Here is a 21,987-nt window from a genome sequence, read left to right as displayed (position 1 = left end):
AAAAAAGTTGTAGTTTTTTCCTATCTTTTCCAAATATATAAGTGAACAAGGAATTTGAAAGGATCGCTATAAGAAATTTGGATCAGGCATACATGTTTCAACTTGATTTTCGATGCGAGAAATCATCATCGTAAAAATAAAGATATCATCTAAAAATAGAAAAAGTCCGTACCATCTATCAAAACGAGGTGGATTTTCTTATATTAGATGAATAATTGAGCTCAAACATTTAAACCAAAATGAAAAACGAGCCAGACCACATAGGTGACAAGAAGGAGGAAAATTGAATAGAGTGTCACAAAAGCAAGCTTCCAAAGGAATTTTGTTTTGCGGTGTTCTAGATACGTAAAAATAAGATTTCCACCATATACACAGGCTACAAAAACTATGAACATCAAGAGGCGAACCCCTACTGCAAATTCAAACAAACTAAACATCCTTAATCCTCCTTGTTTTAAAAGCTATAGGGAATGTTCCCGTCCATAAACTTCCCTATCTCCTTCCATTATAACACCTAAGTGCTCTCCAACCAAATCCTATCTATCTTTTTGCCCTCCTTTCCCTCTTGACTTTCTCATTTTCCGTCTTTTACTAATTTTTTATTTTATGGTATAATTGAAATAATTGTAACGAATCAAGGTCAATCTAGACACAAAATGGAATGAAATCAAGCAAATCTCTACTAAAAGTTTGGAATAAGCTGACCTGTAAATAGAAAGGAACTATATGATTTACAAAGTTTTTTATCAAGAAACAAAAGAACGTAGCCCACGTCGTGAAACAACACGCGCACTTTACCTAGACATCGATGCCAGCTCAGAACTTGAGGGCCGTATCGCTGCTCGCCAACTTGTCGAAGAAAACCGCCCAGAGTACAACATCGAGTATATCGAACTCTTGTCTGACAAATTGCTAGATTACGAAAAAGAAACTGGCGCTTTCGAGATTACGGAGTTCTAATATGGCCTACACTCTTAAACCTGGAGAAGTCGGCGTTTTTGCCATCGGTGGTCTGGGAGAAATCGGGAAAAACACGTACGGAATTGAATACCAAGACGAGATTATTATCGTCGATGCTGGGATTAAATTCCCAGAAGATGACTTGCTGGGTATCGACTACGTTATCCCTGACTACTCTTACATCGTGGACAATATCGACCGCGTCAAGGCTGTCTTGATCACACACGGACACGAGGACCACATTGGTGGGATTCCTTTCCTGCTCAAGCAAGCAAATGTCCCAATCTACGCCGGACCACTTGCCTTAGCTTTAATCCGTGGAAAACTCGAAGAACACGGCCTCTTGCGCAACGCCAAACTTTACGAAATCAACCACAATACTGAGTTGACCTTTAAAAATCTCAAGGCAACTTTCTTTAGAACGACTCACTCTATTCCAGAGCCTTTGGGGATTGTCATTCATACTCCTCAAGGAAAAATCGTCTGTACGGGTGACTTCAAGTTCGACTTCACTCCAGTTGGAGAGCCTGCAGACTTGCACCGTATGGCTGCCCTTGGTGAAGAAGGTGTGCTCTGTCTCCTCTCTGACTCGACAAATGCGGAAGTGCCAACCTTTACCAACTCTGAAAAAGTCGTTGGCCAATCGATCATGAAGATTATCCAAGGCATTGAAGGACGCATCATCTTTGCATCCTTTGCCTCAAATATCTTCCGTCTCCAACAAGCAACAGATGCCGCTGTTAAGACTGGACGCAAGATTGCGGTCTTTGGTCGTTCTATGGAAAAGGCCATTGTCAACGGTATTGAGCTTGGCTACATCAAAGCTCCTAAGGGAACCTTTATCGAGCCAAATGAAATCAAAGACTATCCTGCAGGCGAGGTTCTCATCCTCTGTACAGGTAGTCAGGGTGAGCCTATGGCAGCCCTCTCTCGTATCGCCAACGGAACCCACCGTCAGGTACAACTCCAACCCGGTGATACGGTTATCTTCTCTTCTAGCCCAATCCCTGGAAACACTACTAGCGTCAACAAACTGATTAACATTATCTCAGAAGCTGGTGTCGAAGTCATTCACGGAAAGATTAACAATATCCACACCTCTGGACACGGTGGTCAGCAAGAGCAAAAACTCATGCTCCGCTTGATTAAACCAAAATACTTCATGCCTGTCCATGGTGAATATCGTATGCAGAAAGTCCACGCTGGACTAGCGGTGGATACTGGTGTTGAGAAGGACAATATCTTTATCATGAGCAATGGTGATGTACTTGCCCTTACTGCTAATTCTGCTCGTATCGCAGGTCACTTCAATGCCCAAGACATCTATGTCGATGGAAATCGTATCGGCGAAATCGGCGCTGCTGTCCTCAAAGATCGTCGTGATCTATCTGAAGACGGTGTCGTTCTAGCAGTCGCAACTGTTGACTTCAAGTCTAAAATGATCTTGTCTGGTCCAGATATTCTCAGCCGAGGCTTTGTCTACATGAGGGAATCTGGAGACTTGATTCGCCAAAGCCAGCGCATCCTCTTCAATGCTATTCGTATCGCACTGAAGAACAAAGATGCCAGCGTGCAATCTGTCAATGGTGCCATTGTCAACGCCATTCGCCCCTTCCTCTATGAAAATACAGAACGTGAACCGATTATCATCCCGATGATCCTCACACCAGATGAAGAAGAATAAATCAATAAAACAGCCCCGTCTTCGGAGCTGTTTTTTCTATGCTTTCTTTTCTTTATTTTTAGAAATACTACGGTTTTTACCTTCAAGATACACCATCAAAATAGAAATATCTGCCGGGTTAACTCCCGAAATACGGCTAGCTTGGCCGATGGTTTCTGGATTGATGAGTTTGAACTTCTGGCGAGCTTCTGTTGCGATAGAATCAATGTCATCCCAATCAATATTGGCTGGAATGCGTTTTTCTTCCATTCGTTTCATCTTGGCAACCTGATCCATGGCTTTGGAAATATAGCCTTCGTACTTGATTTCTGTTTCAATCAATTCGATAATCTTGTCATCCAAGTCCTCTGCTGCAGGCCCGATAAAGGCGACCACATCCTGGTAAGAAACTTCTGGACGACGAAGGAATTCTTTGGCTGTCACTGCATCTGTCAACGGCTTGAAGCCCATCTCCTCAACCTTAGCATTTGTTTCCTTGGCCGGCTTAAGTTTGATGCTGTCTAGGCGTTTCATCTCATTGTCAAATTGATTTTTCTTGATTTCAAAACGAGCCCAGCGTTCATCATCGACAAGACCAATCTCACGACCCATCTCGGTCAAACGCATATCGGCATTGTCATGACGGAGGATGAGACGGTATTCAGCACGACTGGTCAAGAGACGGTAAGGTTCAATGGTGCCCTTGGTTACCAAGTCGTCAATCATCACCCCGATATAACCGTCACTGCGCTTCAAAATCAATTCAGGCTTGCCTTGGATTTTCAGAGCCGCATTGATACCCGCGATAATCCCTTGACCAGCAGCTTCTTCGTAACCTGACGTTCCATTTGTCTGACCAGCTGTGAAGAGGCCTGAAATTTTCTTGGTTTCCAGAGTCGCACGCAACTGGTGAGGCAAGACCATGTCGTACTCAATGGCATAACCAGTTCGCATCATCTCAGCATTTTCCAACCCTTTGATGGAATGAACCAGCTCGCGCTGTACATCCTCAGGCAGACTGGTTGATAAACCTTGAACGTATACTTCCTCAGTGTCACGCCCTTCTGGTTCTAGAAATAGCTGGTGGCGTTCCTTGTCCGCAAAGCGCACAATCTTGTCCTCAATCGACGGACAGTAACGAGGTCCCACACCCTTAACTACACCTGTAAACATAGGCGCACGGTGTAGGTTGTTTTGGATAATCTCATGGCTGGTACCATTGGTATAGGTCAACCAGCATGGCACCTGGTCCTTGACATAATCTTCATCACGTGAAGTGTATGAGAAGTGATTAGGGGCTTCATCTCCTGGCTGAATCTCTGTCACATCGTAGTTGATAGAAGAAGCCTTGACACGTGGAGGAGTTCCTGTCTTGAAACGGCCGATTTCGAGCCCAAGTTCCTTGAGATTATCAGCTAGGTTAATCGAAGCTAGACTGTGGTTTGGGCCTGACGAATACTTGAGATCTCCGATGATGATTTCCCCACGGAGGGCAGTCCCTGTAGTCACGATGACAGCCTTGGCAGCATACTCTTGATGGGTCGCTGTACGCACACCGACAACCTTGCCATCTTCCACCAAGATCTCATCAATCATGGTTTGACGAAGGGTCAGATTTTCTTGATTTTCAACTGTCTTGCGCATCTCCTTAGAGTAAAGCTCCTTGTCAGCTTGCGCACGAAGAGCACGGACAGCTGGACCTTTCCCAGTGTTGAGCATCTTCATCTGGATGTAGGTCTTGTCAATATTCTTGGCCATTTCACCACCAAGGGCATCGACTTCACGCACAACAATCCCCTTGGCAGAACCTCCGATAGAGGGATTACAAGGCATGAAAGCCAGCATTTCGATGTTGATGGTCGCAAGCAAGACCTTACATCCCATACGGCTGGCAGCCAAGGAAGCTTCGACCCCAGCGTGTCCCGCACCGATTACAATAATATCGTATTCTTCAGTAAAATTATAAGTCATTTTCTCTCCTATTCTTCAAGATGAATGTGTCTTAGTTGGCCATCCCAATCTGGCAGGGCTGTTTTTAAAAAGACTGGAACTAGTTGGAAATTCTGGAGTTCATCCAAATCAATCCACTCACAAGGTTGCTTTTTCTCATCTTCTTGCATGGTCAATGGAGCATCTTCAAGCAAGTTCACCAGATAATGAAACTCGATGTTGTGATAGGAAACACCGTCTTGTTCAAAACGATTTTCAACCACAAAAGCTAGCTGTCCAGCTTGAGCTCGGACACCCAGTTCTTCCCTCACTTCACGGACTACCGCGTCTTCCGTGCTTTCATTAACTTGAATCGCACCGCCGATAGTGTAATACTTGTCCTTGTCTTTGGTGACTAGAAGCTTGCGATTTTGAAGAATCAAGGCTGTCGCCCGAACACCAAAAACCGTATTTCCCACTTTTGTCCGAAAGTCTTGTTGAGTCATTTTTGTCCTTTCCCTTAAACGACACAAAAACAGTCAAAACTCCAAAGAAGTGCAGGACAAAAAGCCTGCAACATCCATGAGCTTTGACCATCATTTCTATTGCTTTTATTATTGTAGCAAATTGAGAGAATTTGTCAATCTAAATGTACTGACAAACTTGTCCATCGCGGTAGGCATTGTCAATCAAACCACCACCGAGACACTCTTCGCCATCGTAAAAGACAACTGCCTGTCCTGGTGTGATCGCGCGTTGCGGTTCCGCAAAGATAACTTCTGCCTTATCTCCTTTGACATGTACTGTCACCTTAGAATCAGGCTGACGGTAGCGGAATTTAGCTGTACATTCTAGCGTAAACTCTTCAGGCATGTCACGAGTAAAATGAACTTGACTGGCCTCTAGACTGGTTGACATGAGCGAGTCATGGTAGAAACCTTGTCCGACATAGAGGATATTTTGGCTCAAATCTTTTCCGACAACGAACCAAGGCGCATTATCACCACCGTGTTGCCCACCGATACCGAGACCGCCACGCTGACCAATCGTATAATACATCAGACCAGCATGCTCGCCCATATCACGGCCATCCACAGTCATCATGCGACCAGGCTGAGCTGGTAAGTAGTTGCTGAGAAAGTTTTTAAAGTTCTTTTCTCCGATAAAGCAAATCCCTGTCGAATCTTTCTTCTTGGCAGTCGCAAGGCCTGCTTCTTCTGCTAGTCTGCGAACTTCAGGCTTTTCCAAATGCCCCAACGGAAACATGGTTTTTTGGAGTTGTTCTTGCGAAAGTTGGCTGAGGAAATAGGTCTGATCCTTGCCATTGTCCACACCACGAAGCATGTGAACGATGCCATCCTCATCACACGCCACTCGGGCATAATGCCCAGTCGCTACATAGTCTGCTCCCAAGGTCATGGCATAGTCCAGAAATGCCTTGAACTTGATTTCCTTGTTGCACATAACATCTGGATTTGGCGTGCGCCCTGCACGGTATTCCGCTAGGAAATACTCAAAAACGCGGTCCCAGTACTCTTTTTCAAAATTGACAGAGTAGTAGGGAATGCCAATCTGGTCTGCCACCGCAGCCACATCCTTGTAATCTTCGGTCGCCGTACAGACGCCGTTTTCATCTGTATCGTCCCAGTTCTTCATGAAGATACCGATCACATCGTAGCCCTGCTCCTTGAGCAAGAGAGCCGTCACCGACGAATCAACACCACCACTCATCCCCACGACAACACGTGTTTTAGAGTTATCACCCATGGTAAGTCTCCCATCTATTCGTTTATTCACGATTGAAGGTCGTGTGTGCTTCAACGATTGAAGGTCGCTTGAGCAAGATTCATTATAGCATGCTTTAAAGAAGAAGACAAGGGAGGGATGAGAACACATGTAGAAAAGCATACAAAAAGTCGAGGGATTTCCTCGACCTTTACATATTTTTCTGTTAGCTAGTTCTTAATACCAACCGTTGTTAAGCCAGAAGTTCTTGGCAGCCGTCCATGAACCGTAGCGTCCTGCAACGTAGGCATCTGCTACACGTTCTTGGTTTTCAGCTGAGTAGTCACCGTTCAAGTATGAATCTGTTAATTGGTAACGTCCAATGTAACGTCCGTTTGTCGCTGTGTAGCTACCGCCTGACTCTTTTTGAGCAATCCATTCTTTGGCTTCTGCTTCAGAGCCACTTACAGTTGAAGCTGTGTAACTTTCTTCTTCATAAGAAGTGCTGGTTGTAGCAGCTGGTGCTTCGTAAGTTGTTGTTTCAGCAACTTCTTCATAAGTCGTAGCTTCGCTTGTTTCTTCTGTAGCAACTGGTGCTTCATAGGTTGTTGCAGAAGCTGCAGTTGCTGTCGATGAAGCTGTTCCTTCGATAACCAAAACTTGATCCACATAGATAAGGTGAATATCTTTGATATTGTTTTTTTCTGCCAATTTTTCAACAGTAGTGTTGTACTTCTCAGCGATTTCTGAAAGAGTATCACCTGGTTTAACTGTATAAGTTACAGTTTCTTGCGCAGAAGCAAGTGCAGGCGCAAAGAAAGCAAGTAATGTAGCTACTCCTACAAGAGTTGATTTAATTTTTTTAGTTGTTAATGTCATTTCTGAAAATTCTCCTTTTTACTATGCTTCTATCATACCGTTTGAATATTACCGTTTCTTAACGATTTTGTGTAGAAATATTACAAAAATATTTTATATTTACTGAAACATTGATATTTTTGTCATAAAAGGCCAAATTTTATACCATTTCTATCCATTTTTTCAGTTTTATAAGGGAAATAAGCACAGAATTTCATTCTTTGATATAATAGAAACAAGAATCTTTGTAAGGGGAAACAGATGCACTCACTTCGTTTTCAATCTGTCTTTGATATCATCGGCCCTGTCATGATTGGCCCATCAAGTAGCCATACAGCTGGAGCAGTTCGTATCGGAAAAATTGTCTCTTCCATCTTTGACGATACTCCGACAGAAGTAGAATTCCAACTATTTAACTCATTTGCCAAGACCTACCGTGGTCACGGGACAGACCTTGCTCTCGTCGCTGGTATATTAGGTATGGATACGGACGATCCCGACATTCCAAATAGCCTAGAGATTGCCCATAAACGTGGTATCAAGATTGTCTGGACCATTCAGAAAGATAGCAACGCTCCTCATCCTAATACCACTAAAATTACTGTGAAGAATGAACACAAATCCATCAGTGTGACAGGAATTTCCATCGGTGGGGGAAATATCCAAGTTACGGAGCTTAACGGCTTTGCTGTCTCTCTCAACATGAACACACCGACCATCATCATTGTACATCAGGATGTTCCGGGGATGATTGCCCATGTTACTGAAGCCCTCTCTCGTTTCGATATCAACATCGCTCAGATGAATGTGACTCGAGAAAAAGCTGGAGAAAAAGCCATTATGATTATCGAAGTCGATAGTCGAAGTTGCGAAGAGGCGATTGAAGAAATCCGACAAATCCCTCATCTCCACAATGTCAATTTCTTTAAGTAGGAGGAAACATGTTTTATTCTATCAAAGAATTGGTCGAGCAGGCGGATCTAGACTTCCAAGGAAATGTCGCAGAACTCATGATCGCGACAGAATATGAACTGACCGGCCGATGCCGAGATGAAGTTCTCCTCCTCATGGAGCGCAATCTAGAAGTTATGAAAGCCTCTGTCGAGCTTGGCCTTAGTGAAAACAAATCCCGTAGTGGCCTAACGGGTGGCGATGCAGCCAAGCTAGATCGCCATCTCAAAAGTGGCAAGGCCTTGTCTGACTTTACCATCCTATCAGCTGCCCGAAATGCCATCGCGGTCAATGAACACAACGCTAAAATGGGCTTGGTCTGCGCCACTCCAACCGCAGGAAGTGCTGGTTGTTTGCCAGCCGTTCTCACTGCTGCTATTCAAAAACTTGACCTCAGCCACGAAGAACAGTTGGATTTCCTCTTTGCCGCGGGTGCCTTTGGATTGGTTATCGCAAACAACGCCTCTATCTCAGGCGCTGAAGGTGGCTGTCAGGCCGAGGTTGGCTCTGCCTCTGCCATGAGTGCCGCAGCCTTGACCTTGGCTGCAGGTGGAAGCCCCTATCAGGCTAGTCAAGCCATCGCCTTTGTCATTAAAAATATGCTAGGCCTCATCTGCGACCCCGTCGCTGGTTTGGTTGAAGTTCCCTGTGTCAAGCGCAATGCCATGGGAGCCAGCTTTGCCTTTATCGCAGCAGACATGGCCTTGGCCGGTATCGAGTCTAAGATCCCTGTTGACGAAGTCATAGATGCCATGTACCAAGTCGGATCCAGCCTCCCAACTGCCTTCCGAGAAACGGCTGAAGGTGGACTCGCAGCCACCCCTACTGGCCGTCGCCTACAAAAAGAAATCTTCGGAGAATAAGCTTATCTATATCTATTAGGAGAAACTATGCCCTCTATCTCAGCAATCTTTTTTGATCTAGACGGAACTCTGGTTGACAGTTCCCTCGGGATTCACAATGCCTTTACCCATACCTTTAAAGAGCTAGGAGTTCCAAGCCCTGATGCCAAAACCATTCGTGGTTTTATGGGCCCGCCACTTGAAAGTAGTTTTGCGACCTGCCTTCCAAAAGAACAAATCTCGGAAGCTGTTCAAACCTACCGTTCTTACTACAAGAAAAAAGGGATCCTCGAAGCACAACTTTTCCCCAAAATAACGGAATTACTCCAAAAGCTCTCGCAAAACTATCCTCTTTATATCACTACAACAAAAAATACTCCTACTGCCCATGATATGACCAAGAATCTGGGAATCCATCATTTCTTTGATGGCATTTATGGTTCTAGTCCTGAAACGCCACACAAGGCGGATGTTATCCGTTATGCCTTGCAAACGCATCAACTCCCTGCAGGTCAAGTCCTTATCATTGGGGATACCAAGTTTGATATGATCGGAGCACAAGAAACTGACATTAAAAAGTTCGCTGTCACTTGGGGATTTGGAGAGGAGGCTGATTTACTCAGCTATCATCCTGACTGGATTGCCCATACCATTGATGATATCATTAGCCAGCTCTAATCATATAAAAATACTCCTAACACTAATAAACTAGGTTGAGGAGTATTTTTTTATATAGGGTCATCCTTAGTAAATGACCAGAATGAAACGGAAAAACAGATTAACAGATTCGCAACATACACCCACCAGTACTCTGAGGAGTCGAGCGGCCACTAGAGGGCACAAAAGGTCCCTTTATTTACCTAAACATTATCCTCTTATCTTGACTCCCATCTACTGGTCTTGTCCACATCTCTGTTATTCTTGTACTTCTTTCTGAGCGGCCTTTCCTTGGTCCAGAAGGGCTTGAATAATTTTTTCATCGCGAAGTTTAACAGAATCGTTAATGACTGCAGCTGACTCAACGATGGTTGTTTCTAGTTGAGCACGTTTCTGGCGTCCCAACTCAATGGCAGCAACGATGCCTTGATTTTGAGCGACGAGACTTTCAGCTAGCTTGGTCACCGATTCGACAGCTACTGTTGGACTTTGGGCAATTTTCTCTATCTGCGGTATCACTTCCTTACTAGTTTCAGCTAGCATCTGAAGGGCTGCATTATTGGCATTGACAATGGCATCCGCCACGGCACCTGATTTGATTGATTGTTGCAAAATACCAAGTTGGGCAATCGAGAGTTTCATTGTTGGAATGGTATTGCGGCGAAGCATACCCAATTTTTGACGCATGTCCGATGAAACTTTGACGAGGTTACGCATCTGTGGAGTCGTCGTCCAAGCTACGTAAAGGCGGCTAACATACTCTGTATGTTGTTGTTCCAGTGTATTGACACTTCAGCCATACGATCTAATTCTTGGGATTTGGTTTGATATTCTACCGTACTTGTATCTAGTTGGTCAACTTGAGCCTTCAATCCTGCAGCACGATCCCCAGCTTCTGCCTGACTGGCTTCGATAAAGGAAATTACTCCCACTAGATTTTCAATAGATTTGGTATTATCCTCAATCAGCATTTCAGCAGAAACAATATTTCGCGCCAGCACATCTTCTTGCTTGACTACAGCAGCAGCCATACCATCTAACTTTTGCTCAACTGTTTTTGAGTCAAAATAAAATTCTTGCAGACTGTTCTGACTCTTTTTAAACAATTTTTGCAAAAAGTTTGGCTTTTCTTCCAATTCTGCAATTTCAGCATTCTTGTACTTGGCTACAAAACCTTGGAGTTCACGGTTGGTGTTTTTCAGCAGGTCATCCACCTGAGGAATTTGCAGTTTCTTCTGCTCGGTCAAGATACGATTAACCGTTCCATTGATACCTTCCACCGCTGATTGACCAAAATCCAAGAGAGCATTTTGGTTTGTGACAAACTGATCCACTAACTGGGGCACGCGCACCTTGATTCCCTCTTGCTGTTCAGAGATTAGCTATAATAAAGGGGCGACAAGACTGTCTGAGCCCTGGTATTCTCAAACCACTAGCTATGTAGCGCACTTGTGACAAATGTTTTATCCTCCATTATAGAGCTATATTTTCATACTACTAATTTTTATTATATAGGGAATAGATAAACTGTTATGAGAGAAAAACAAACTAATTATTTCAAGCTATTTCTGATAATTTTACCATGAAGATAATACAGTAATTCTCTTGGCATTGAGATTGAATTTCCTGTTACCTAATAAGATCCCTTTTAGGTTAATTAACAATTATTTATAAAATTTTCTCTACCATACATAAGCTACGTTCTATACATAATCAATCTTTTATAACTGATACGGCACCATTTGAACTAATAGCTCGACAACAATCCGTATAAACCTCGATAAAATCATACCCCCCATGTATAGCTATACTTTTGGCTTTATCAAGTCCCTTCGGTAACGTCTCTCCTCGTTTGTAATGTTCGATAATTTCTCCAATAAAATCAAGAGTGTGTGCTTCATAAGAATCTCCTAAATAGCATTTTGCTACAAGCCCTAAGAGAATTCCATTCATCTCCACCTCTGGAAATTCTGACTTAATTGTATTAATAATTTCACTTACTTTATTATGATTGTGAACATGTCCTCCGGCATCTAGTTGCTGAATAGCATCCATATATTCTTTAGACCGTGATTTTCTTAGAAGCCTATCTAAACTCAATTTATCTATCTGTGGTTGTTTTAAGTTAGAAGTCATGATATGGCTTGTTTGTTTTTGGGATTGGTATGGATTTAACATTGGTTTAGGCATCTATTTTTCTCCTAATTGTGTTATAAGTTATATTTTGCAATTTACGATTCCTTTTAATGGTACTCCCAAAAAAGATCTTCATTTAAAGAATTATAAAAATGGACACGAAACTGAAATTACAGTTACCGTGTCCCAATAATGAACTTATTAAACAAGTACTTTTCTTGTTTTAGGTCCACTTTGTTTATGAACAAGTCCCTCTCCACCGATTGGTTTTCCAGATGCAGGAACAGCTCTTTCTTTCCCCCAATCTCTAATAGCCTCAATTTTTTCTGGGCTAGTTTGAGAGAGTGGGACTACATTATTGAAAGCAGTCATGATATTCTCTTCATTGAGAATAAAATTGTTATTAGCGATAGATCGGTAAGCTAAATCTCTAACTGTCGATTCTAAGTCCGCGCCGGTGAAACCATCACTTATTTGAATGATATTATCAGAAAAATCTCCTTTAAATTCTAGACTTAAGTATTTTTTAAAATACAAAGCAAGTATTTCTTTACGCTCATCTGCAGTAGGTAAATCAACAAAGAATAGCTCATCAAATCTTCCTCGACGGAGAAGCTCTGATGGCAACATAGACACATCGTTTGCTGTTGCAACTACAAAAACTTGCTTTTTACATTCTTGCATCCAGAACAAGAATTGCCCAACCATACGGGTGGATACACCACCGTCGTTAGCTCCACCAGTAGCTCCAGACAATCCTTTTTCTATCTCATCAATCCACAAAATACACGGAGATACATTCTCAGCTGTAGTCAAAGCATCTTTAAGTTGTTGTTCAGACTGGCCTACATAACTTCCTTGAACCGTTGCAAAATCTAAACGATATAGTGGAAGTTTCCAGTTAGCGGAAATTGATTTAGCAGATAAAGATTTTCCGCATCCCGGGACACCTACTAGGAGTATTCCTCTCGGTGGTTGCAAACCTTTCTCACGTAACATATCTTTCTTTTCGGGAGTTAGCAGTTCTTTCTTTTCGTTAAGCCATTTCCTTAATCCTTCAAGCCCTCCGACATCCTTCACAGAATCATCTACAACGATTTTTTCTAGACCAGAGATATCAGAGAATAGGCGATCTTTTGCAAATCTTATCTCATCTAAATCAGATTTTCTTATGCACTTATTTGCAATCAAAGCTGCGATAACGTTCTCCGCCTCAATTCTAGTTACCCCATTAAGAGCTGCAGCAGCTTCTCGAATATCGGAGTTGTCCCATTCAATCTGGATGTCATTTCGATAGTCGTCAATGTATTCTTGAATTATTGAGTACATTTCCTCTTCGTTAGGTAAATCTATTTTTACTATCATACCTTGACGTTGAAGTTGATTCCAAATAGGGGTATTGGTAAAAACTATTACAACGCCTCCAGTTTCATTGGCTAGATTGACCAGTGCTAAGACTTGTTTAGAATCGCTATTTTCATTACTAAGATCCGGAACTTCTGTCAGTACAATAGTTTGGTATTGTTTCTTTTGCATTTGGTCCGTCATGTAATCTATTGCACCATAAACAGATTTATCATCGTTAACATTCTTACCAGAACTAAGATCATACACACCTTTGGTAAGAGTATGTACGTTGAACGGAAGTTGTAATTCTTCAGATATTTCCTTTAACATATCTAATGTTCTGCTTGGCTCTATGGTATTGATAGCAATAAAAGGAATTCTTGCAAGTGAATATCTTGTAAGAAGTTCTTTGCTTTTTACTATATCACTCATTTACTGTTCACCTTCATTAAAAAAGAATTAACCTTGTGATTTCTAATAATACTTAACATTTTCCCGCTTCGGTCCTGTTTTGCAGATTCTTCTAAAGATTTTTGCATACTATTAGCTTGTTCTATAACGAGATTTAGGTAGTGTTGTCGCTCTTTATCCGGAATTGCAGGAAGATTGATTGCTTCAGCTAAGAACGCCATTTCTTTTCTCAAAGAAAGAATTGCTTGAATAATAGCTCCCTCGTATCCTTGGGATTTTAGTAAATCATTTTGAAACTTATCTGAAGCTACATTCATACGGTAATTAACAGCATCAATTAACTTTGTAGAGAATCGTTCTGCTACACCGTATTGCCATTCGATAGTCCCAGATTTCATCATTTTTAAAACAGCTTCATCATCATCTTTGTTTTTAAAAATAGCTAAGACATTTACCCATTCTGCATATGTTTGTGGTTTATTCATTATTTTTGCCGTTTCCTTCTGACTAGCAATTGTGGAGGCACGATATCCCATGAAGGGAGTCCTTCAGCAAACACGCTCACAGTTTCTTCAGTATTAGCCCCTTCAGTATTAATGCTCTTAAATGGAGTGGTGTTATTAGATGATAGCTTGCTATCGCCTTTAGATTTTTCATCCATGTCAATTACCTCCTCAAATTTTAATCTTTCTATTAGATGATGTCAATTTGTTTACATATTGTTCAGGCCTTATTTGTTCAAGGAAGTCAAGAACTTTAGTGCTTTCAGCATCTTTCTCTGCGAATTCGATTCTAAAGTCTACAATTTCAGCTAGAGTAGCTCTTATAATTTGTTCACCATTCACTCTTTTATTCTCGTATTGTTCTTCAATTTTCTTGCGACTCGTTTCAATGTTTTCAATATTAGATTTATGCTTAAGAACCATAAAAATCCCTGCTATAATAGCTATTAAACCTAAGAAAATATTCCCAAAAATCATCATTAAACCGATTACTCCGATAGCTATACCACCATACAAAAGGAATTTATCAAATAAACTTGGGAAGTAGTTTGACAAAGTTTGTTCTTTTTCAGAGTCAATCTGAGAATTAAATCTATCAATTAATTCACTTTCGTTTTGGCCATCTGTTGATTTATCATTAAAAGTATCCACATTTATTTCAATTTCGTAAGGAATCTTCATGCGATTTTTTGCAGTAACGTCATTATAAGCGTTTGTTACCCAATCACGAGAAAGAGCCAGTGCAAATTTTTGAGTTGATATACTTGAGTTAGAAGATTCAGGTTTCATTGCTGCATCGGTAAGCAACTGGGTGAAGTCTTTATGGGTTTCAAATGCAGTCACCTCAATATCCATGTTTTGATGAGCACGGTTGTCATCTCCTCCGAAGTCAACCACAAACTGCTCGAATTTTTCTTGTTTTCGAAGAGCTAGTTCCTCGTTATCAAAATCAGTCACAAGTGTGTCTAAAATATCATCTAATTGTTCTTTGACGCTTTCTGTAGACCCTTTTTTCTCAAAAATATCAGTTAAATAGTTTAGCATTTGTTCATGAAGATAAGCTCCTTCTAAGATATCCTCAAGAACAGGCCAACTACTACTATATCTCCTCAAATTAGGATATAAATTTTCGTCTAATTTAATTCTTTTCAGATTAATCGCTTCGGACCATTGTTCTGTTTGTCGTTCAGTAAAACCTGGTTTATCTTCAAGCCGACTGAGCCACTCATTCATCTGACGTGAGATGACTCCTTCTGTATCGGCTCCTAAAAGACCGCTCGCAAAAGCATCTAAGATAACTATAGAATTTCTGTCGAGATTTTCTTCATCTTGATTAGCTAGATAACGTTGCGTCCACTTAAGGCACGCGTTCTTCCTATTAGCTCTTCTACAAATTAATGCAAAGAAAAGGGAAGTCTTTTCATCATTTCGCCTAATCCCTTCCTTAACTGCTTTTTCCGCCAATTCAGGTTGATCATTTATCCATGCAGCTAATGCGACTAAACACGGAGCAAGCCAGTAACCTGGAGTTGAAATCATTAGTTCTTCTGTTGCAGTACTAATTGTCTCTTTTTTAACGATCCCTAAATCATCAGCTTGTAAAATTCCTGTTGTAGTACGACGAACAATATCATAATGTCCATATTTCTTTTCAATTTCTTGTCGGATTTTTACCAGTCTAGTTTCAGCTTGCCCAAGTCGATTAGCTTTTTGTTGGAGGTTCACAAACTCGTGAAATTCCTGTGCTAAACTCCCGATTTCATCATATACGATTTGAAGATTTTCATTAGTTGTGTCAACTCTGGCATCAATGATTTGTAAATTTTCATGAATAGAGCGTAAGTTATTCTCTATAGTTCTAAGATCAGCCTGTTGTATTATTTTTTCAGCCATACTATCCCCCCCTGTTAATGATTTCTAAATTAATTAGAAAAATTTTGACTAATTTTCTAAATAAACTATCTTATAATCATTTTAATTTTTTCCTTATAGAAAAAGAATATCATAATTATTTTATTAATTCAACTTACCATAAGAAAGAAGCGAAAGCATTTGATTCGCGCTGACTTTATAGTTACTCGATAGATATTTTTGGTATATAGAAATCGGTTGCCGTATCGATGAGGCTTTAGCTCTTGAGTGGTCTAATATTGATCTTAAAAAAGCACTATCAGCATATCTAAGACTCTCAATAGATACCAGGAAACAAACACGCCTAAATCTAAGGCAGGTCTAAGAGAAATTGACATAGATAAGGCTACAGTTTCCCTGCTCAAGCAATATAAAAACGCCAACAAGTCCAGTCATGGCAACTAGGAAGGTCTGAGAGTATTGTCTTTACTCCTTTTACCACAAAATACGCCTACGCTTGTTTGCTAAGAAAGAGGCTACAAGGTCACTTTAAGGATGCTGGGGTTCCTGATATTAGTTTCCATGGTTTTAGACATACTCACGCTACAATCATGCTATACGCTGGCATAGAGGCGAAAGATTTACAGTATAGACTAGGTCACTCTAATATCTCAATGACCTTGAATACTTATGTCCATGCTACCAAAGAGGGAGCTAAAAAAGCCGTCTCAATCTTTGAGGCAGCCATCAGCAATTTATAAATAATAAGGGTGTCCCATTTTGGGGCTACCCTATTACTATACCTAAAATTAGTTATGGGTAACTAAAAGGGTAGTAAAATTAAAAAAAGCACTCTAGGATAGAGGCCTAAAGTGCTTAGTTTCAAGGCTTTACAGCCTATCTTATTCAATAAAATATTACAACATTTTGTTGTAGAATTCAACGACAAGCGCTTCGTTGATTTCTGGGTTGATTTCGTCGCGTTCTGGCAAGCGAGTCAATGAACCTTCCAATTTTTCAGCGTCGAATGATACGAATGCTGGACGTCCAAGAGTAGCTTCTACTGCTTCAAGGATTGCTGGAACTTTCAATGATTTTTCACGAACTGAGATCACTTGACCTGGAGTTACGCGGTATGATGGGATATCAACGCGTTTTCCGTCAACAAGGATGTGACCGTGGTTTACGAATTGACGAGCTTGACGACGAGTAGTCGCAAGGCCAAGACGGTAAACAACGTTATCCAAACGACGTTCCAAAAGAAGCATGAAGTTGAAACCTAGGATTCCGCCTTTGATTTTTGTAGCTTGTACGAACAAGTTACGGAATTGTTTTTCACCTACACCGTAAGTGAAACGAAGTTTTTGTTTTTCAGCCAATTGCAAACCGTATTCTGACAATTTAGAACGGTTGTTTGGTCCGTGTTGTCCTGGTACGTAGTTACGACGTGCCAATTCTTTACCTGTACCTGTAAGTGAAAGGCCAAGGCGACGAGCTTGTTTCCAAGATGGTCCTGTATAACGTGACATATGTATGTCCTCCTGATATAAATAATATTTCGGTGGAAATAGTCACTTAGAGAGCCCTGATTCGTGCAGATGCCCTTCGCCTAAACAGCCAAGGTTACTTGTCATAAGACACCTGTTGACGAGCTTCATGCTTTCCTGCTGCTATTTCACACAAAGGCTATTGTACCATGAAAAGCTCGATTTGTAAAGGGAATTTACGGCTTTATTTCAAATTGAGGCTGAATGTAAACTTGCTTCCTAAGCCATACTGACTTTCTGCTGTGATTTCGCCACCAAGCTGATGGGCTAGTTCTCGTGCAATCGCAAGACCTAATCCATGTCCACCTGTCTTCATATTGCGTGAAGTTTCTACACGATAAAGTCGTTTAAAGATCTTTTCCAAATCTTCAGGAAGGATCCCCTGACCCTCGTCTTTCACACTGATTGTCAGCTCTTGTTCTGTTAATTGGGCAAGAACCTCGATTCTGGTTCCTGGTTCTGAATATTTAAAGGCATTGTTTAACAAATTGACCAGAATGCGAGAAAGTTTGTCAGAATGGCTCTTGATTTTCGCCGACTCAGGTGACACTTGAATGTAAACATCCCGCTCCTCTTGTTCAATCTGGAGTTGGAATTCACTCATTGACTCAATCAGCAATTGATCTAAAAATACCTCTTCGACTTCTTCAGTAGCAGTATCTTGAGGTTGTGTGTTAAGAGTCAAAACATCCAACTCCTCCACTAGCTTGTTTAAGCGCTCGGTTTGCCGACCAATCGTGGTTAAGTAGTGAAGTCGCTCCTCTTCCTTGATCACTCCATCTAGAATTCCCTCCACAGTAACCTGAATGGAGGTAATGGGAGTTTTAATATCGTGAGAGAGCTGCGCAATCATCATTCTCTTTTCTTGCTCGCTCTCATCAAGTGATTGAAAGGTGGCCTGCAAATTGTGGGACATGTCATTAAAAGCCTGGCCCAGCTCTTGAAATTCTAATGGGCCTTTGGTTTCGATTTCTGTACTGAAATCCTTGCCAGCTATATCCTGAGCTTGTTTTTTCAAATGTTTCAGAGAAGAGAACACAGGAGACAAAAGAAAGATACTCACTGCAGCGCCGATGAAACTAGCAATCAAGGTCATTCCAACTAGAAAGTAAACTTCACTTTTCTCGATTAACATTCGTTGGACTGCCCAGAAAACGATCAAAATCGTTAGCAGAGTCGAAACTAGGTACCCCACTAAAATATAGTTTTTTAATTTCATTTTCTACCTCTTGGTCTTTCCATCTTATAGCCCAAACCCCAAACAGTTTTGATAGCAGGAGTATTTGAATTCGTATACTTGCTCAACTCTTGCCTCAAAGCATGGATATGCACATTGAGTGTATTGGTATCATCCACATAGTCCTCTTGCCATACCTTCTCGTAAAGTTCCGTCTTTGAAAAGACTCTCTCAGGATTGCTAGCCAATATCCATAGAAGTTCAAAGGATTTTACTGTCAATTCCAAAGGTTGATCCCCAATGCGAACTTCATGAGTCACATGGTTGATTACCAAGTCACCAAACTCGATCTGTTCTGTCTCTCCTCCGCGACTAAGGCGACGCAAGATATTATTCACTCTTAAAACCAATTCGCGTGGGCTAAAGGGTTTGACTATAAAATCATCTGCCCCCAAACTTAATCCATAAATCTTATCCTGTTCGCTCGTCTTAGCAGTTGTAAAGAGGAAGGGTTGATCCGGAGCGATATACTGAACTTCACTGATAAAATCATAACCGTCCATATTGGGCATCATGATATCTGTGATGATGAGGTCAATAGATTTTTTTCTGAAAAGCTCTAATCCCTCTTTACCATCATGGGCAATCAAAACATCGTATCCTGCCTGTAAAAGATAGCGGTTTTGAATATCTAGAATATCTATCTCATCATCAACCAGCAAAATTGTCTTTTTCATCTGACACTCCTTTGATAAAAACAGTGTTATACTTGCTTTAGTATAACACTATTTTCTCTAATGTTTAAGTGATTTGAATCTTAATCTTCTCGTTTGGTTGTCAAACCTAAGAGTCCAATAAGGCCTGCCAAGGCTAGACCAAAGATACCAAGGCCAGCTGTAGCCGTTTGAGCTTCCCCAGTATTTGGTAGCATCGCTTTATCATCTTTTTTCATCATATTAGCCATTGGGCTAGAAGCTGGTTGATCAACCTTCATATCTGACATATGGTGATTTGTACCCATCATACCCTCAGTCGTGCCTGTAGAGCCTGTTTCAGAAGGCTTCGTATTCATCTGACCTGATTGAGATGGTGTTGTCGCCATTTCTTTTCCACGAAGCTGAATCGTTACTTGACGAGTTGCGATAAGATTGGTCAAATCTGGTTTTCCATCTTTAGAACCATACACTTTGACAGTAGCTTGGTAAGTGTGAGTGCCATTGGCACGAAGTTGGTCTAGAAGGGCTTGTCCTTCTTTGCCTGTCGTGTTGCCATTCAAATCTACTTCGTAGAAATATTGGCCTTTAGCCAAGCCTTCAAGTGGCAATAGCGCTGGGTTATTCGCTGTTCCATTGTCAGACCATGGGGCTTTGTCTGAGGCCTTTAACAAGAGACGAGTCAACATACCATCTCCACCAAAAGCTTCGTATGGAATAACTTGGTTGACACCGGCCAAGAAAGGTCCAGGAACATTAGCCTTATCAAGGTAGCTAGCTGGAACATCAATGCTATTTTTGATGTTGTTAACAACAGACTCTTTAACCTGATTTGGTGTGGTCAAGCCGTTCAAATTAACAGTCAAATCTTTAGTCGCTACCAGATTAGTTAAGTCAGGCTTGCCGTCTTTTGCACCGTACACCTTGATGGTTGCCTTATAGCTTTGAGTGCCGTTTTGTTTTAAGAGGTCAAGCAAGTCCTTATCTGATTTTCCTTGGGTGCCTGCCAAGTCTACTTCGTAGAAGTAAAGGCCTTTGCCCAATTTCTCTACTGGTGGGAGAGCTGGATTTTTAGCTGAACCGTTGTCTGACCATGGAGCCTTATCAGAGGCTTTCAAGATCAGGCGAGTCAACATGCCGTCACCAGCGAAGAATTCATATGGAATAACTTGATTGACACCAGCTGTAAATGGGCCTGGGAAATTGGCTTTATCCAAGTAAGTAGCTGGAACATCCACTGTGTCTTTGGTGTTGTCGGCCACGCCTTTTTGCACTTCAGCTGGAGTGGTCAAACCATTCAAATTGACAGTCAAATCTTTAGTCGCTACAAGATTGGTTAAGTCTGGCTTGCCATCTTTCGCACCGTACACTTTGATGGTAGCCTTATAGCTTTGCGTACCGTTTTGTTTCAAGAGGTCAAGCAAGTCCTTATCTGATTTTCCTTGAGTGCCTGCCAAGTCTACTTCATAGAAGTAAAGGCCTTTGCCCAATTTCTCTACTGGTGGGAGAGCGGGATTTTTAGCCGAACCGTTGTCTGACCATGGAGCCTTGTCTGATGCTTTCAAGATAAGACGAGTCAACATACCGTCACCAGCGAAGAATTCGTATGGAATGACTTGGTTGACACCAGCTGTGAATGGGCCTGGGAAATTAGCTTTGTCAAGGTAGCTAGCCAGAACATCTACTGTGTCTTTGGTGTTGTCGGCCACGCCTTTTTGCACTTCAGCTGGGGTAGTCAAGCCATTCAAGTTGACATCCAAATCTTTTGTCGCTACAAGATTGCTCGAGTCTGGCTTGCCATCTTTCGCACCGTACACTTTGATGGTAGCTTTATAGCTTTGCGTACCGTTTTGTTTCAAGAGGTCAAGCAACTCTTTATCTGATTTTCCTTGAGTGCCTGCCAAGTCTACTTCATAGAAGTAGAGGCCTTTGCCCAATTTTTCTACTGGTGGAAGAGCGGGGTTTTTAGCTGAACCATTGTCTGACCATGGAGCCTTGTCTGATGCTTTCAAGATAAGACGAGTCAACATGCCGTCACCAGCGAAGAATTCGTATGGAATGACTTGGTTGACACCAGCTGTAAATGGTCCTGGGAAATTAGCTCTATCCAAGTAAGAAGCTGGGACATCTACTGTATCTTTGGTATTGTCAGCCACACCTTTTTGCACTTCAGCTGGAGTAGTTGCTGCTTGCGCTTCACTGGCTTCACGTTCTTGTCCAGAAACTGTAGACGCAGGACTTTCCACAGGTTTAACTGCATCTTCTGTTTGTTTCTTAGAGTCAGGTTGTGCTTGCACTTCTTCTTTTGGCGCTACTTCCGGCTCTTTAGCAGTTACGTCCGCTTTTTCTGAAGAGCTTGTCGTATCCACACTTGCTTTAGGTGTTGGAATAGACTGTTCTGAAGGAAGAGCTACATCAACTGCTTTTTTGAGAACCTCTGCTGGTAAGTTACTCTTTTCACTCACCGAAGCAGCGTCTGGTACGACTTGGGCAGGAGTCGGATTGACGACATCAGCACGTGCAGAACTTGGTTGACCAACTAGGACAAAAAAGCCACTGGCTACAACAACTGAAGCGACACCGACACTGAGACGGCGAATAGACCAACGAGTATATCTCTGATTTGGATTGAATTTCATAGGATTCTCCTCAGAACTTTCTTTTTTTGATGACTCTAGTATAATCTCCTAAAATTAAAAAGGATTAAGAAAAAGTTA

The 21,987-nt window shown here is 41.6% G+C and carries 19 protein-coding genes and 2 pseudogenes; 6 read left to right on the top strand and 15 right to left on the bottom strand.

The features are described from left to right. Positions 1-221: 221 nt before the first annotated feature. Positions 222-437: a hypothetical protein gene (locus B7709_RS10190; RefSeq protein WP_000492025.1), complete on the bottom strand. Its 216-nt coding sequence runs from the start codon at positions 435-437 to the stop codon at positions 222-224. A gap of 289 nt (positions 438-726) precedes the next feature. Between B7709_RS10190 and B7709_RS06135 the strand changes: the two genes are divergently transcribed. Then, entirely contained in the window at positions 727-960 is a 234-nt protein-coding gene (locus B7709_RS06135; protein WP_000639572.1) for a DNA-dependent RNA polymerase subunit epsilon, read from the top strand. A gap of 1 nt (position 961) precedes the next feature. Beyond that, positions 962-2,644, top strand: a complete 1,683-nt coding sequence (gene rnjA / locus B7709_RS06130; RefSeq protein WP_084972116.1) for a ribonuclease J1 — start codon at positions 962-964, stop codon at positions 2,642-2,644. Positions 2,645-2,680: 36 nt separating this feature from the next. On the opposite strand, the gene mnmG is transcribed toward rnjA, so the two are convergent. The 4 genes from mnmG to apf form a co-directional block, all read right to left on the bottom strand. Beyond that, positions 2,681-4,594, bottom strand: coding sequence for a tRNA uridine-5-carboxymethylaminomethyl(34) synthesis enzyme MnmG (mnmG, locus tag B7709_RS06125; protein WP_084972115.1), 1,914 nt, complete (start codon positions 4,592-4,594; stop codon positions 2,681-2,683). 8 nt (positions 4,595-4,602) lie between these two features. Beyond that, positions 4,603-5,058, bottom strand: coding sequence for an NUDIX hydrolase (locus B7709_RS06120; protein WP_162279165.1), 456 nt, complete (start codon positions 5,056-5,058; stop codon positions 4,603-4,605). A gap of 139 nt (positions 5,059-5,197) precedes the next feature. Further along, a complete protein-coding gene (mnmA, locus tag B7709_RS06115) occupies positions 5,198-6,319 on the bottom strand; it encodes a tRNA 2-thiouridine(34) synthase MnmA (protein WP_084972113.1) in 1,122 nt (373 codons plus the stop codon). A 195-nt stretch (positions 6,320-6,514) separates the two neighbouring features. After that, positions 6,515-7,156, bottom strand: coding sequence for an aggregation-promoting factor (gene apf, locus B7709_RS06110; protein ID WP_084972112.1), 642 nt, complete (start codon positions 7,154-7,156; stop codon positions 6,515-6,517). 240 nt (positions 7,157-7,396) lie between these two features. Here apf and sdaAB point away from each other — a divergent pair, with 240 nt between their 5' ends. Genes sdaAB through B7709_RS06095 form a run of 3 tightly spaced genes read left to right on the top strand, consistent with a single transcriptional unit; the run spans position 7,397 to position 9,606 of the window. Next, on the top strand, positions 7,397-8,068 hold the full coding sequence (gene sdaAB / locus B7709_RS06105) for an L-serine ammonia-lyase, iron-sulfur-dependent subunit beta (RefSeq protein ID WP_084972111.1): 672 nt from the start codon (positions 7,397-7,399) through the stop codon (positions 8,066-8,068). Between the two features lie 8 nt (positions 8,069-8,076). Continuing rightward, positions 8,077-8,949 (top strand): L-serine ammonia-lyase, iron-sulfur-dependent, subunit alpha, encoded by an 873-nt coding sequence (gene sdaAA, locus B7709_RS06100; RefSeq protein WP_084972110.1) that lies wholly within the window; start codon positions 8,077-8,079, stop codon positions 8,947-8,949. Between the two features lie 27 nt (positions 8,950-8,976). Next, positions 8,977-9,606, top strand: coding sequence for an HAD hydrolase-like protein (locus B7709_RS06095; protein WP_084972109.1), 630 nt, complete (start codon positions 8,977-8,979; stop codon positions 9,604-9,606). Positions 9,607-9,843: 237 nt separating this feature from the next. Here B7709_RS06095 and B7709_RS06090 read toward each other — a convergent pair. The 6 genes and pseudogenes from B7709_RS06090 to B7709_RS06070 all read right to left on the bottom strand — a co-directional run. Next, positions 9,844-10,967, bottom strand: a pseudogene (locus B7709_RS06090) (toxic anion resistance protein); the annotation flags it as partial. A gap of 331 nt (positions 10,968-11,298) precedes the next feature. Beyond that, positions 11,299-11,775, bottom strand: coding sequence for a hypothetical protein (locus tag B7709_RS06085; protein WP_084972108.1), 477 nt, complete (start codon positions 11,773-11,775; stop codon positions 11,299-11,301). 147 nt (positions 11,776-11,922) lie between these two features. Next, entirely contained in the window at positions 11,923-13,500 is a 1,578-nt protein-coding gene (locus tag B7709_RS06080; RefSeq protein WP_084972107.1) for an AAA family ATPase, read from the bottom strand. Further along, positions 13,497-13,964, bottom strand: a complete 468-nt coding sequence (locus tag B7709_RS06075) for a hypothetical protein (protein WP_084972106.1) — start codon at positions 13,962-13,964, stop codon at positions 13,497-13,499. The genes B7709_RS06080 and B7709_RS06075 overlap by 4 nt, the downstream gene beginning before the upstream one ends. After that, positions 13,964-14,140 carry a hypothetical protein gene (locus tag B7709_RS10125; RefSeq protein ID WP_164497055.1) on the bottom strand — a complete coding sequence of 59 codons (177 nt, stop codon included), beginning with the start codon at positions 14,138-14,140 and terminating at the stop codon, positions 13,964-13,966. Before B7709_RS10125 ends, B7709_RS06075 begins: the two co-directional genes overlap by 1 nt. A gap of 13 nt (positions 14,141-14,153) precedes the next feature. Then, complete coding sequence (locus tag B7709_RS06070) at positions 14,154-15,875, bottom strand: hypothetical protein (RefSeq protein WP_084972105.1); 1,722 nt, start codon at positions 15,873-15,875, stop codon at positions 14,154-14,156. Positions 15,876-16,086: 211 nt separating this feature from the next. On the opposite strand from B7709_RS06070, the pseudogene B7709_RS06065 reads away from it, so the two are divergent. Continuing rightward, positions 16,087-16,594 (top strand): annotated as a pseudogene (locus B7709_RS06065) (site-specific integrase); the annotation flags it as partial. A 156-nt stretch (positions 16,595-16,750) separates the two neighbouring features. Here the strand turns inward: B7709_RS06065 and rpsD are convergent. The 4 genes from rpsD to B7709_RS06045 form a co-directional block, all read right to left on the bottom strand. After that, the gene (gene rpsD, locus B7709_RS06060; RefSeq protein ID WP_000092756.1) at positions 16,751-17,362 is read right to left on the bottom strand and encodes a 30S ribosomal protein S4; all 612 of its coding nucleotides are present in this window, start codon (positions 17,360-17,362) and stop codon (positions 16,751-16,753) included. A gap of 202 nt (positions 17,363-17,564) precedes the next feature. Beyond that, a complete protein-coding gene (locus tag B7709_RS06055) occupies positions 17,565-18,599 on the bottom strand; it encodes a sensor histidine kinase (protein ID WP_084972104.1) in 1,035 nt (344 codons plus the stop codon). After that, a complete protein-coding gene (locus B7709_RS06050; RefSeq protein WP_084972103.1) occupies positions 18,596-19,294 on the bottom strand; it encodes a response regulator transcription factor in 699 nt (232 codons plus the stop codon). The genes B7709_RS06055 and B7709_RS06050 overlap by 4 nt, the downstream gene beginning before the upstream one ends. A gap of 80 nt (positions 19,295-19,374) precedes the next feature. Next, the gene (locus tag B7709_RS06045; RefSeq protein ID WP_084972102.1) at positions 19,375-21,909 is read right to left on the bottom strand and encodes an SSURE domain-containing protein; all 2,535 of its coding nucleotides are present in this window, start codon (positions 21,907-21,909) and stop codon (positions 19,375-19,377) included. Positions 21,910-21,987: the final 78 nt, after the last annotated feature.

It is taken from the genome of Streptococcus oralis subsp. dentisani (assembly GCF_002096335.1).
GTDB lineage: Bacteria > Bacillota > Bacilli > Lactobacillales > Streptococcaceae > Streptococcus > Streptococcus oralis_Z.
Note: the sequence above shows the minus strand (reverse complement) of the source record. Positions and strands in the feature narration are given on the sequence as shown.